Source organism: Sessilibacter sp. MAH3, from assembly GCF_054658275.1.
In genome coordinates this window covers 1-13,964 of record NZ_BAAGIE010000018.1, presented here as the reverse complement: position 1 = coordinate 13,964, position 13,964 = coordinate 1, and the positions used below count along the sequence as shown (strand labels likewise).

Annotated in this window: 9 protein-coding genes and 1 pseudogene; all 10 read right to left on the bottom strand. The window is 44.1% G+C overall.

The features are described from left to right. Window position 1: 1 nt before the first annotated feature. On the bottom strand, window positions 2-1,111 hold the full coding sequence (locus ACYQ2C_RS11995; protein WP_460115688.1) for a beta-ketoacyl-ACP synthase III: 1,110 nt from the start codon (window positions 1,109-1,111) through the stop codon (window positions 2-4). Continuing rightward, on the bottom strand, window positions 1,112-1,933 hold the full coding sequence (locus tag ACYQ2C_RS11990) for a hypothetical protein (protein WP_460102863.1): 822 nt from the start codon (window positions 1,931-1,933) through the stop codon (window positions 1,112-1,114). A gap of 1 nt (window position 1,934) precedes the next feature. Beyond that, window positions 1,935-2,495, bottom strand: coding sequence for a diguanylate cyclase (locus ACYQ2C_RS11985; protein WP_460102861.1), 561 nt, complete (start codon window positions 2,493-2,495; stop codon window positions 1,935-1,937). Window positions 2,496-2,516: 21 nt separating this feature from the next. After that, a complete protein-coding gene (locus tag ACYQ2C_RS11980; RefSeq protein WP_460102859.1) occupies window positions 2,517-5,564 on the bottom strand; it encodes an efflux RND transporter permease subunit in 3,048 nt (1,015 codons plus the stop codon). A gap of 15 nt (window positions 5,565-5,579) precedes the next feature. Continuing rightward, the gene (locus tag ACYQ2C_RS11975) at window positions 5,580-6,668 is read right to left on the bottom strand and encodes an efflux RND transporter periplasmic adaptor subunit (protein WP_460102857.1); all 1,089 of its coding nucleotides are present in this window, start codon (window positions 6,666-6,668) and stop codon (window positions 5,580-5,582) included. A gap of 357 nt (window positions 6,669-7,025) precedes the next feature. Next, the gene (gene gyrB, locus ACYQ2C_RS11970) at window positions 7,026-9,443 is read right to left on the bottom strand and encodes a DNA topoisomerase (ATP-hydrolyzing) subunit B (RefSeq protein ID WP_460102855.1); all 2,418 of its coding nucleotides are present in this window, start codon (window positions 9,441-9,443) and stop codon (window positions 7,026-7,028) included. 13 nt (window positions 9,444-9,456) lie between these two features. Next, entirely contained in the window at window positions 9,457-10,572 is a 1,116-nt protein-coding gene (gene recF / locus ACYQ2C_RS11965; protein WP_460102853.1) for a DNA replication/repair protein RecF, read from the bottom strand. Between the two features lie 19 nt (window positions 10,573-10,591). Continuing rightward, entirely contained in the window at window positions 10,592-11,701 is a 1,110-nt protein-coding gene (dnaN, locus tag ACYQ2C_RS11960; protein WP_460102851.1) for a DNA polymerase III subunit beta, read from the bottom strand. A gap of 171 nt (window positions 11,702-11,872) precedes the next feature. Then, complete coding sequence (dnaA, locus tag ACYQ2C_RS11955) at window positions 11,873-13,624, bottom strand: chromosomal replication initiator protein DnaA (protein ID WP_460102971.1); 1,752 nt, start codon at window positions 13,622-13,624, stop codon at window positions 11,873-11,875. Window positions 13,625-13,675: 51 nt separating this feature from the next. Further along, window positions 13,676-13,864 (bottom strand): annotated as a pseudogene (locus ACYQ2C_RS11950) (DnaA N-terminal domain-containing protein); the annotation flags it as partial. Window positions 13,865-13,964 lie beyond the last annotated feature (100 nt).

Sequence of the window (13,964 nt, the reverse complement as noted above, 5' to 3'; positions counted from 1 at the left end):
ATTAATTAACAGTTAATAGCATGTAGGCGGTATTAAAACGACCACTTTCGGGCACCATGCAAAATATGGTGTCGCCGCTTTGGTAGGTTTGCGTTTTTAGAAATTCGTCGAGCATAATAAATAGTGACGCACAGCCGGTATTGCCTCGGGTATAAAGGTTGGTGTACCACTTGTGTTCGGGAATCATCGCGCCGGCGTCGGTTAATAATTCAAATATTTTGCCGCGAAAGTGATCGGATGAATAATGGCACAATACGTGATCAATTTTATCAACATGCACCACGCCTTCTCGGATAAGCCGTAAAAATCCATCCACACCCAATTTAATAATGTTGTCGAGCAGCCGAACGTCTTGTTTAAGCAGTAATGCTCCCACCTGTTCTGCTTGTGCGTAGGTTGCGAAATCTTGCCAGGTTTTTCCCACCTCGGGATTGGTCGATCCCTGTTGCATACCCACGGACATGCACACGGGTAAGGTATCGGCGTGGGAAAAACTGCGTTGCCATTCGATTTTTACGCCGCCACTTTTGGGGTGGTCTTCTAGCAGTAATGCACCGGCGCCGTCGGATAACATCCAACGTAAAAACTCGGCATTAAAATCTACGGCATCGCTACAGGCTTCGTAACGACTGGCCTTGAATAAACGCGACGGTAATTCGCTGGCAACAACCAATGCACGTTTGTGTTCGCCTAGTCGTATTAAACTGGCGGCATTTTTTAACGCCATCATGCTGCACGAACAGATTCCGTGGCTGCTAAAAAGCTCCACGTCTTCCATATCCAGCTCGGCTTGCACCTGTGATGCAAAACCCGGTAACACCAAATCGCCCTGACTGGTGGCAACACTTAAGAGCTTTATTTTATTGGCACTGATACCTGCTTTGTCTAAACAGGTATGTGCGGCGCTCGCTGCGAGCTGTTGATTTAAATAAACCGTCTTTTGTTTGTTATCTATTGCGTAATGGCGGGTTTTAATGCCATTGGCTTTGAGTATTTTATTTTTTAATCGACTGGGTTTGCCGTTAACCATTCCTAGGTGCGCTTCGATATTGTCATTATCGATCGCCTCGCCCGGCAAAAAACTTCCTGTGTAATTTATATAAGCGTGCATCTATGCTAATGACCCAAAGTTAAAAGGATCTACATCTTGGATTTTATTAATTATATAATGCAGGTTATCTTCTTTTGTCCTATTTTTTTTAATTTCAATGCTATAATCAAATAAATAGCAAACCGTACTATTTTGAATCCTAGCATTCATAGAACTTAAACAATGAATAGTTGTAACTTTTTCTTTAGAAAAAGTCTCTATCTTTTTGTAATGAGCACACAGAAAGTCATCCCATATCAACTTTTTTGACATATCTTTTAATGAGCTACATATCGCTATTTTTTCAGAAAATGTTGGTGTTAAATCCAATGCGACGATCCCAATTCCGTTTTGTTGATCAATTTGATTACATGCTGATTTTATATTATTTAAAACCTTCCTTTTACTCTTAGGTCTCTTACATGCGATATTGTATCTTTGATCCTTGAAATAAAAATATATATCAGGTTCACCAAATTTAATATCAAACCCCGCTTGCAAAAAAATACTTGCAACTAATAATTCAAATTGTGTATTTCTACCTTTAGAATCTTTATTGCCTTTAGTTTCTGAAATTCCATCCGTAGTTATAGCTTTTATGACTAGCTCAGGATATTGGTCACCTAAAAAAATTATTATCTTGCCAATTTCATACAGTTCATGGTGCACTAAAATATTTTGCACATTTGAGTTATCGTTATCGCCTACAATTTTAATTATTTCTCTTATTCTATTTGAATTCGATACATTATGAATCTTTAAAAAATCATTTATTCTCTTTATTATTGCTTTCTTATCAACAACACCAGTCTTGGTAAAACTCCTCTTCATTGGTTTTTTCATACTATCTTCCTTGATTTAATTTAACTTTCAAACATCGAATTAATTCTTCGAGGTAAGGAAAAACACAGGCCACAGCCATAAACACAAGATACATAGGTAGGTAACCATTGCCGCCGGGTTTTTCCTGTAATTTTTCGAAGTGCAATTGGCCTTGCCAATTTAATTGGATTAAGTCTACCAACACCTGCCAGTTAATGACCAAAATAATAATCAATAAATACAGCGGTAAAGTGGCTAGATAACTGTGGGCGTGCATTTCCCAGATGGATATTTTGCGAAGATTTTGCGCGTAATTGACATCCCAGTGCGCGACCAGTTCGTGAAGTATTAACGCGGCGAAACAGATCAATAATATTAATACGTTTACGCGATAACTTAGGCACAAAATAATGGGAATCCCTATTTGTATTCCCATTACGCAATGCATCAAACTTTCTTTTACGCCGGAGGTAACTTCAATATTAGTGGCTTTGTGACAACACCAATCCACAAAACCTGCGATTCCCCATAGGGGCAAAAATAAAAACAATAATAAATTAATCAGCAGGTCTGTGGTTTCCACTATGTTGCATTACCTTTGCGTTTAGAGAGCCGTTTTCTTTACATTGAATAGTAAACTATAGAACACCGGTACTAGAATGAGTGTTAACAGGGTTGCGAAACTTAAGCCCGCCATAATGGTAATGGCCATACCAATAAAGAAGTCGTCGTCCAGCAGCGGAATCATACCCAAAACCGTTGTTGCCGCGGCCATTAACACCGGCCTGCTACGCGAGATGGCCGAATCCACAATGGCTTTATAAACCGGCTTACCTTCGGCTTCATCAAGGCCAATTTGCTCGATTAACACAATCGCATTTTTGATTAGCATGCCCGATAAGCTCAAAAAGCCCAGTAACGACATAAAGCCAAATGGTTCGCCAGTGGCGAGCAATCCGAAGCTTACGCCGATTACAGCAAAGGGTACGACCAGCCAAATAATGACGGGTTTACGAATGGAGTTAAATAACACCACCGAAATTATTACCATCAATATAAAGGAGCTGATAATCCCACCTTTTAATGCACCTTGTGCATTACCGGACGATTCGAATTCACCACCCCATTCCAAAAAATAACCTTCGGGTAATTCTAGAGCTTCTACCTTGGCCTTGACTCGTGCGTGTAATTCGCTGGCAAGTTCGCCATCTACGGGTTCTGCGCCGGTAGTAATGGTTAGGTGACGGTTTCTGCGATGAATCTGCGGATTTTGCCAAAGGGTTTCAAAACTGTTCACCACCTGCCCAATGGGAATGTAGGCGTTGGCACTGACACTCCATACTTGGATATTTTTAATTTGCGAAATATCTTGGCGTTCAACTTCTGTGGCACGTGAAACAATGGGAATTAACTCGTCGTCTTCACGATAAACACCAATGCGTTTGCCGACGAAGTTGGTTTGCAATGCACCGTTTAGATCATCGCGAGAAACTCCTGCCAATTGCGCTTGATTGGGCGCATATACGGGATTGATGGTTTTAACCGGTTGACGCCAATCGTCGCGTACTACTATTGCCCCTTCTGATTCGAAGATTTGCTTGGTTTGCTGGGAGAGCTTACGCAATACTTCGGCATCGTCGCCGCTAAATCGCGCTTCTATCGAGTTCTTAGGTGCTGGCCCTAAATTAAAGCGCTGCACCTTGGGTTGGGCGTCTGGGAAGTTCGCCGCTAAATAGTCGCTGATTTTTGGAAATAAACTGTTTATCTCGGGATATTTATTCACTTCAATTAATAAAAAGCCGTAGCTGGAATTATTAATTTCGGGTGCGTAGGTCAAAATAAATCTTGGTGCACCCTGGCCAATAAAACTCGATACTGATTTTACTTCGGTTTGGCTGCGAATAAATGCTTCGATTTGTTCAACGTCTGCTCGGGTTTCGCGAACATCAGAGCCTTCTGGCAACCAATAGTGAACCATCATAAAGGGCATGGTTGATTTTGGGAAAAACGAACCTTTAATTTGCCCAAATCCGTAAACCGCCACACCCATTAATAAAACAGAGGCAATGGTGGTTAGCGCACGTTGATTTAAGCAGCCCACTAAAAACTTTTTATAGGCGGTGAATAAAAAGCCTGAGTACACATCTTTTTGATTATCGGTGGCGTCTGTTTCTGGAATCAACCAATAACACAGCAGCGGCGTTAAGGTTAAAGCCAATACCCAGCTGGTTATGAGTGAAAACAACATCACTTGGAAGAGACTGCGACAAAATTCTCCGGTCGAGTCATCCGACAAGCCGATGGCAGCAAACGCTAAAATGGCGATGAAGGTTGCACCTAATAATGGCCATGCGTTTTGTTCCACCACTATCTTTGCGGCGGCCAGACGCTTTTCACCCTGCTGAATTCTTACCAGCATGCCTTCGCAAATAACGATGGCGTTATCGACTAACATACCCAAGGCGATAATTAAGGCACCCAGAGAAATTCGCTCTAGGGCAACACCTTCGAAATCCATCAGTAAAAAAGTCGCGACGACCGTTACCAACAAAACAATGCCGATAATTAAACCCGAGCGCCAGCCCATAAAAATCAGCAGCACTAAAATAACGATGCCAATGGCTTGTACTAGGCTCCAAACAAAACCATCGATTGCACGGGTTACGGAGTCGGCTTGTTTTATAACGGGTTCGGCTTCTAAACCAATCGGCACTTGTGTTTGCAATTGATTAAGCCGCTCTTCGATATTTTCAGCCAGTGTAATTACGTTACCGCCAGACGCTGTAGAAATCGCTAAACCGATTGCGCGCTTACCATTAAAGATCATTTGTGCCGTGGCGGGATTTACGTATTCGCGTTTTACGGTTGCGATGTCTTTTAAAACAATTAAGCGCCCGGCGCCGCTTTGGCCGGGAATAATTAAATTCTCGATGTCTTTTACGGCGTTAATGCCATTGGCGGAATTAATGCGAATATAATCGCGACCAATTTTTACCTGACCAGCCTGTGCCACTGAGTTTTGCGTGGTAAATAATTGCGCGATGGCTTGCGGTGTAATTTTAAGTTGATTCATGGTGTTGCGTGAGAATTCGACGTAGATCGCTTCTTGTTGCACACCCCACAAATCCACCTTGGCGACGTCTTTTACCAAGGACAATTCTTTGCGCAGAAATTTTGCGTATTCATACAATTCTTTATCGCTATACCCGTCGCCGGTTAGTGCGTAAACAATGCCGAATACATCGCCATAGTCATCGAAAATTTGCGGCTCGCCTGCGCCCGGCGGTAGATTTTGTTTAACGTCATTTATTTTGCTGCGTAATTGCTGCCAAATCGCCGGTAGGGTTTTTTTATCGTATTGATCTTTCATCGATACGGTAATGGTCGATAAGCCCGCCTTAGAAACCGAGGTAACACGCTTGAGTTGCGGTATGCGTTGGATTTCGGTTTCTAACACATCGGTGACTTGTTGTTCGACCTGCTCCGGCGTAGCACCCGGATAACGGGTAATAATAAGCGCGTCTTTAACGGTAAATTCCGGGTCTTCTAATCTCGATAAATTAAAAAAGGCGATCACACCGCCAATTAATAAAGCGATGGTTAGAACCAAGGTAACGGTTTTTTTCTCTATGGCGTATTGAGCGATATTCATATTATTGTCTCGCTCTTACAAGGTGTCGCCGACATAGAGTTTTACCTTGTCGCCTTCGTGCAGGTAATTTGCTCCAGCGGTGACAATTCTTTCGCCTTTATTTAATCCCGAAATAATTTCGATATTTTCTTTCGATAATTCTTTTGCCTCTACCACTCGCGACTGAGCTTGCCACAATTCGTTATCGATCTGAGTTAATACCCAGACTTTGCTTTCTTGTAAATTATCGATATTCGCAATAACAGCGCTTTCTGGAATCCAATAGCTTTGTGCAGTTTTGTCGTCTGTTTCAAGCAACACCTCTACACTCATACCCGCGAATATTTTATCGGTTTCATTTTTGGTTAAATTTAAAATCACTTCAAAAGTTTGCGTAACAGGATCTACCTCACTGGAATATTCCCGCAAATCCAGCGCGTATTTTTTATCGGGTTCATTGCTGGTTTTTGCAAAGGCTTGTATTTGGTCGCGTTGGTTTTCAATTGCAACGATTCTATTCTCGGGAATATTAATCGTGACTTCTAAGGTGTTCGGATTTTGTAAGCTGAGAATTGCCTGCTTTGCTGTGATGTCTTCGAAATTCTCGACGAAACGGCCAGCGATAACACCGGAAAACGGTGCTGTTAACTCGGTGTCTTCTAGGGCTTTTTGAGCTTGATCTAGATTTGCCTCGGCAATATCACGCTGGGCTTTTTTCTGATCGTATTCCGATTGTGATACCAGCTGTTTTTCTAGCAGCGGCTCCATACGACTGAACTCTGCCGATGATCGATCTAACTCTGCCTGGGCGGCTTTGACTTCGGCGGCGTAATTACGCTGGTCTAGCTTCGCTAGGACCTCGCCTTTTTTAACACTCTGCCCGGCTAACACATTCAGCATTTTTAATTGGCCCGAGACCTGAAACGATAAATCGACCTTTTCGAAAGCTTGGACTTTTCCTGGAAAAGTCCAGCGCGGACCACTCACAGACTCACCCACCACAATGGATTTTACCGGCCTAATTTGCTCGGTTTTACCAACCTCTTTTTGGTCGTTGCAGGCCGAAACGCCAGTAATGGTTATTAGGATAAAAAGGTACTTAAGGAGATTTTTGAAAACAGACATGAGATTTGCTCAATCCAAATGGGGTCTTTACGATGCTTTTTAGATTTTGGCCGAGAGCCAAATAAATTTGGTTTAGTGTAAGGGATCGCAACAATGCTATCACTGACCAATTACCGCAATTTGTATGATGTTTTTACGCAAACAGGACAGCTTTTTATTACTAAGATGTTTTAGCAGCGTTTACATTATTGGTCTTGAAATTTATCTACAGCTACTTGGGGATTATTTGTTTATAAACTGAGTGTAAGGTGTTTTTAACTTAAACGATAAGATCTTAAATAATTACTAATGCCTTAAATAAAAAAACCCGGAGTTAAATCCGGGTTTTTATTCAAATCTCTGTATCAACAGCTATTTTTACACATCTAAATTCGAAACCGCCAATGCGTTAGTTTCGATAAATTCGCGACGCGGTTCCACTTGGTCACCCATCAGTGTTGCAAACATTTGGTCGGCACCAATGGCGTCTTCGATGGTAACTTGCAGCATACGGCGGGTTTCTTGGTTCATGGTGGTTTCCCAAAGTTGCTCTGGGTTCATTTCACCAAGGCCTTTGTAGCGCTGAATTGCGTAACCACGTTTGGATTCATTCATTAGCCATTCTAAGGCCTGTTTGAAACTGGTGGCCGCTTCTTGCTTTTCGCCGCGCGCGATAAATGCGCTCTCTTCCAATAAGCCATCAAGCTTTTGGCCTAATTCACAGATAGAACGGTACTCGGCGCTTTTGAAGAAATCTAAGCCAAATCGGTAATCGGTAGGCACTCCGTGGGCGGTGATGGTTACCTTTGGTAGGTAAATGTTACGTTCCACATTGTGTTCTGCGGTAATTACATAGCTGGCGCTGCCCGAACGGTTATCGACGAGCATTTTGCCTTCGAGTTCTGCACACCATTTGGTTACTTCGCTTTCTTGGTTTAGATCTTCTGCGGAGAGTTTAGAGATGTAGATGGTTTGCTCTAGAACATCGGACGGGAAGACTTTATCCAGGCGTGCAATGGTCGCCATAACAGCTCTGTATTCGTTGACTAATGCTTCTAATGCGGAGCCTTGAATCGGTGGTGCATCGGCATTAACGTGTAATGCCGCGCTGTCCATGGCCGCTTGCAACAAGAACTTAGTCATGGCGTCGTCATCTTTGAGATATTGCTCTTGTTTACCTTTGGAGATTTTGTACAAAGGTGGTTGAGCAATATAAACGTGACCACGCTCGATTAGCTCGCGCATGTGGCGGAAGAAGAAGGTCAGCAATAAGGTGCGAATGTGCGATCCGTCCACATCGGCGTCGGTCATGATGATAATGCTGTGGTAGCGGAGTTTATCGGCGTTGAATTCTGAGTTACCGATGCCGCAACCTAAAGCGGTAATAAGCGTACCAACTTCGGCGCTGGATAGCATCTTGTCGAAGCGGGCTTTTTCTACGTTAAGAATCTTACCCTTCAACGGCAGAATTGCTTGGGTTCTGCGGTCGCGACCTTGTTTAGCAGAACCACCCGCCGAATCACCTTCCACAAGGTAAATTTCAGAGAGTGATGGGTCTTTCTCTTGGCAATCGGCGAGCTTACCCGGTAAACCTGCGATGTCTAAAGCACCTTTACGGCGGGTCATTTCACGCGCCTTACGTGCGGCTTCACGAGCGCGAGCCGCGTCTATCATTTTAGAGACGATGGCTTTTGAGTCGGCTGGGTTTTCCAATAGGTAATCATTCAAGGCGTTACCCATTTCTTGTTCCACCGCCGCTTTTACTTCTGAAGACACGAGCTTATCTTTGGTTTGGGAGCTGAATTTTGGATCAGGAACTTTCACGGAAATGATCGCCGTCAGACCTTCACGGGCGTCATCACCGGTGGTGTTTACCTTCTGTTTTTTCGCAAAACCTTCGTTCTCGATGTAGTTGTTCAAGCACCGAGTTAGCGCACCACGAAAGCCCGCAAGGTGAGTACCACCGTCTCGTTGAGGAATATTGTTGGTATAACAAAAGATATTCTCTTGGAAACTATCGTTCCACTGAAGCGCAACTTCTACGCCGATGCCATCTTCGCGAGTAGTGGTGAAGTGTAAGACGTTGTTGATTGGAGTTTTCGCTTGGTTTAAGTGCTGAACAAATGCTCTTAGACCGCCTTCGTATTCAAAAACTTCTTGTTTACCACTGCGCTCGTCACTCAACACAATACGAACACCTGCGTTTAGGAAAGATAATTCGCGCAGACGTTTCGCTAAATAATCAAAGTGGAACTCGATATTGGTGAAGGTAGCTGGTGAAGGCTTGAAGGTCACCGTGGTGCCGGTGGAAGACGTTTCGCCAATTACACTCAGTGGCGCTTGCGGTACACCGTGATGGTAAACCTGTTCGTGTACTTTTTTATCGCGACGAATGGTTAGGGTGAGCTTTTCTGATAATGCATTAACTACGGATACACCCACGCCGTGCAAGCCACCAGACACCTTGTAGGTGTTGTCGTCAAACTTACCACCGGCGTGTAACACCGTCATGATTACTTCGGCTGCCGATACGCCTTCTTCGTGCATTTCGGTTGGAATTCCACGGCCATTGTCGCTGACTGTGACGGATTCATCAGTGTGAATAACAACATTGATTTCGGAACAGTGGCCAGCTAAGGCTTCATCGATGGAGTTATCGACAATCTCGAAAACCATGTGATGGAGGCCTGAGCCGTCATCGGTGTCACCTATGTACATACCAGGACGCTTTCTTACCGCATCCAAACCTTTTAATACTTTGATACTGGATGAGTTATAGTTGTTTTCTTCTGTCATTTCATTTTCTCCGTCAGACAGCAGCGAGATTAATGGCACTGTCTTTTTCCAATTCTTTGAATATTCCATGTTCCACGTGAAACACTTTTATATTCTGTTCTGTGGCGATGATATCGCTGAAATATGGTAGATCTACTCCGGTAACAAACAATTGACTACCCAAATTCAAAAACTGTCGCAGCAGTATCTTGGCTCTATTCTTATCGAGCTCCGCCGGTAAGTCATCGATCAATATAATCGGCGCATTACCGAAAATATCCTTGTAGCAATTAGCCAACGCTAAAAAGAAGCGACAGACTACCGTTTTTAACTGGCCTCGGGAAAGCACGTCCGTTACTTTTTTACCGCCAGTGGTAAAAAGCAAGTCCGCACGATGGGGGCCTTTCTTTGTGGTCTGATAGCGCCTATCTTGATCAAAGGATTCCAACAAACATTCTTTTAGACTTTGATCTTGCTTCCATCCTTGATCAAATCTGAAATCCAACTCGAAGTCTTTCTCGTGCGTAGATAGTTCGTTAAGTTGCGTCGCCAAGACTTCAAAAACCTTAGCTCGATAGTCGGTAATCTTTTCGCCAAAATCGGAAAGCTGAGGTGCCCAGATATTTACATCGCGGGCTTGGGTTTCCTTCAGCTTCAATAGAGCATTGCGTTGTTTAAGCACCTCACGGTACGACAACCAGTTAACGTGAAAATTTTGTTCCACGTGAAACACTAACCAATCTAACAAACTTCTACGAAACTTAGAGCCACCCATTAACAACTCAAAAGACTGGTGATCAATCACCAACAAAGGAATTAATCGAGCCAGCGCTGAATTATTTTGGAGAGGTTTTTGATTCAACCGAATAGAGCTACCCTTGCCTATCGATTTCTCCACACCTATTTTGTAGAGCGTATTACCGTCGCTGGCTTCACCAAAAACGGTCGCTGCCTTTTGATCACGAGCTATGACAGGCGTTGTTAAATGGGATCGAAAAGATTTACCGCTGGAAAGTATCGAAAGAGATTCGAGAAAAGATGTTTTGCCGCTGCCATTTAAGCCGCAGATCACGTTCACCGAAGGTGAAAAGGTTAAATCTAGCGGCTCAAGATTTCTAACGTTGCTGACTAACAAACGCTTGTAGTACAAAAATTTTATCCAAGATAAGTTACATACGCATTGGCATAACAACGTACATCGAATCACCACCTTCTGGCTCTTCAATTAACGCGCTGGCGTTAGAATTAGAAAGCGTAAATTTAATGGTTTCGCTCTCCAATACGTTAGTGACGTCTTGGAGATAACTTACGTTAAAACCAATTTCGAGCTCTTCACCGTGGTAGTCCACAACCACTTCCTCGTTAGCTTCTTCTTGCTCCGGATTATTTGCGGTGATGGTCAGTAAGCTATCGTTAAGCAGAAGTCGAACACCACGATATTTAACATTGGATAAGATGGCAGCCCGAGAAAACGCTTCGCGCAACTCAGCTCGTGGACCAAATACAATCTTATCACCACCACGGGGAAGCACACGTTCGTATTCGGGAAACTTGCCGTCAACCAATTTAGACGTGAAGGTAAAAAACTCGGAGCTGACTTGGATATGACTGGGACCAATACCTATGTCTACGCTGTCTTCGTTGTCGTCAAGCAAGCGGGCCAATTCCGAAATACCCTTGCGAGGCACAATGCAGCTGTAAACATCGTTAATACCGGTTTGTAGTTCGGTATTTTCCGATAACGCAAGTCGATGACCGTCAGTCGCAACCACGCGAAAGCGGTTGGCACTGATTTCCCACAGCATACCGTTCAAATAATACCGAACATCTTGCTGGGCCATGGCAAAGCCGGTTTTCTCAATCAGGCGCTTTATCGTGTGTTTGGTACACTGAAAGCTGATCTCGTTTTGACGAGAATCTGAAGCGGGAAAATCACTGGCAGGCAAGGCAGATAACTGAAATCGGCTGCGGCCGGATTTCACCAAAACGCGCTCGTCTTTTAGCTCAAGAGTAATTTCAGATTCGTCGGGTAATGATCGGCAAATATCGGTAAGCTTTTTGGCGGGCACCGTAATTTCACCGGGTGTGAAGTCATCGTCCAAAACTACCCGAACAACCATTTCAACTTCCATATCCGTGCCGGTCAACGACAAGGTGCCGTCTTTGTGCAATGACATGTATACGTTTGCCAAAATAGGCATGGTTTGGCGTTTTTCTATAACGCCCGCAACTAGTTGCAGCGGCTTAAGTAGCTGCTCACGAAACACCTTAAACTTCATTACAAAAACTCTAAAAACCTTATTCGCAAAAAGATAGACTGCACAGATTTAGGTCTTTAATGATACCTTAAAACGCCGCTAAAGCTGAGTAAAAACTACCAAGAATCAGCGCTTTATCGATGTTTTTTAACGCCTAGAAAAGACCAGGAACAAACTCCTTATTAATAACCCTCAGGTTGTTAATAAGCGAGTTAGGTTTTTAACGTCGGTTTGAATATCGGAATCCAGCTCGCGCAGCTCTTTAATTTTTCGGCACGCATGCAAAACCGTGGTGTGGTCACGACCACCAAAGGCATCGCCTATTTCAGGTAGGCTGTGATTGGTTAACTCTTTTGAAAGCGCCATAGCGACCTGACGCGGCCGAGCCACGGACCGGCTGCGACGCTTGGAGTGCAAATCACTGATTTTGATTTTGTAATACTCCGCCACCACGCGCTGAATATTCTCAATGCTAACCTGTTTATCTTGCAAGGCCAGAAGGTCTTTAAGAGCCTCGGTGACCAAAGGAACATCAATAGAGCGACCGGTAAAGTGGGCATTGGCAATAACGCGCTTTAAAGCGCCTTCCAATTCGCGAACATTGGAACGAATACGTTGAGCAATAAAAAACGCCGCATCATTGGGTAAATCAATATTCGACTGCACCGCCTTTTTCTTCAAAATAGCCACACGGGTTTCAAGCTCCGGCGGCTCAACGGCAACGGTTAATCCCCAGCCGAACCGTGATTTCAAGCGCTCTTCTACCCCTTTAATTTCTTTCGGATAACGATCACAGGTCAGAATGATTTGCTGGCCACCTTCTAACAATGCGTTAAACGTGTGGAAAAACTCTTCTTGAGAGCGCTCCTTACCAGAAAAAAATTGAATATCATCAATCAACAAGGCATCAACAGAGCGGTAGTACCGCTTAAAGTCATTAATAACGTTAAGCTGTAGGGCTTTTACCATATCAGCCACAAAGCGTTCAGAATGCAAGTAAACGATCTTAGCGTTAGGGTTACGCTCAAGCATGGCGTTACCGACCGCGTGCATCAAGTGAGTTTTACCCAAACCAACACCGCCGTAGATAAACAACGGATTGTAAGCACCCCCTGGATTTTCTGAGACCTGTTGAGCCGCAGCCAAACCAAGCTGATTAGATTTACCTTCAACGAAACTTTTAAACGTAAAGTTAGGATTTAAACTACCAACGTGCTTAATGGCACCTTCGACCTGTACGCCTTTTTTGCCGTGGTTATTTACCAAAGGCTTAGGCGTATTTTGGGTGTGCGCAGTAAAAGGAGAACCTTGAAAAGTTGCCGTGTTTCGACCTGGACGCTTATTAAAAATACGCGGATCCAGATTCAAACTACTGGCCGCCGAACGAGGTACGGAGCCATTTTGTCTGGAGAAATTCTCAGGTGTAAAAACACCGGCATCACCACGATTAAAACCGGATTGATCATCCGAGCGGGTATTTTCTTCAGAATCTCTACCCCACCCGTTATCCTGAGACGAATGATCAACGGCGGTTGAATAACCACCGCCACCAAACGCAGAGTCCAAATCACGCTCTTCAGGTAAGGCCTGAGAATTAAAACCGTGATCGGAAAAAACATCACCACCACCGTAATTACCGATGGCAGAACTATTGCGCGCAGAGCCGCCAAAGCCGCTTTCCCGGACGATATCATTAACATTGGCAGAGGATTCGTCAGCCCACTGGTTGGCATCTAAACCGAGATCACTACCGTTAGTGTGAAAGCCATTAGAACGCTGACCAAAACCAACAGATCCGCCATTACGATCGGCAAACCCAGACGGGGACGCAGTGGAATTATCGTCGAAACCGTGCGAACGAGAGTTATGTTGGGCCGGCGGACGATTAGCCGTATAGGAAGCGCGACCGCCAGCTCCACGGGCCGCACGACTGATGCGTGCCACAGAAAGATTTATGCGCTGAATCTGCCCGTCGTTAAACTCGCTGACAAGCTCTTCGATCCTGTTTAAGAACTTAGAGTTTACCCAATCTAAAACGAAGCGATTGGGAGCAACAACGTTCAACACCCCCTGCTCAAGGTTGTCGTCCGATAACACCAAAGGTCTGATCCAGGTGTTAAATTGCTGTTTAGGCAGCTCTTTTTCAAGACTGGAAACACATTCATTCCAAACTGACTGTGGCAAAACTAGCTCCGATATTTAAACAAAAGCAAACCCAAAAACCCCAACGATAATGAATATCAGAGAGTCTCAAGCGCCATGGAAAAGATTTTTATTTAAACGA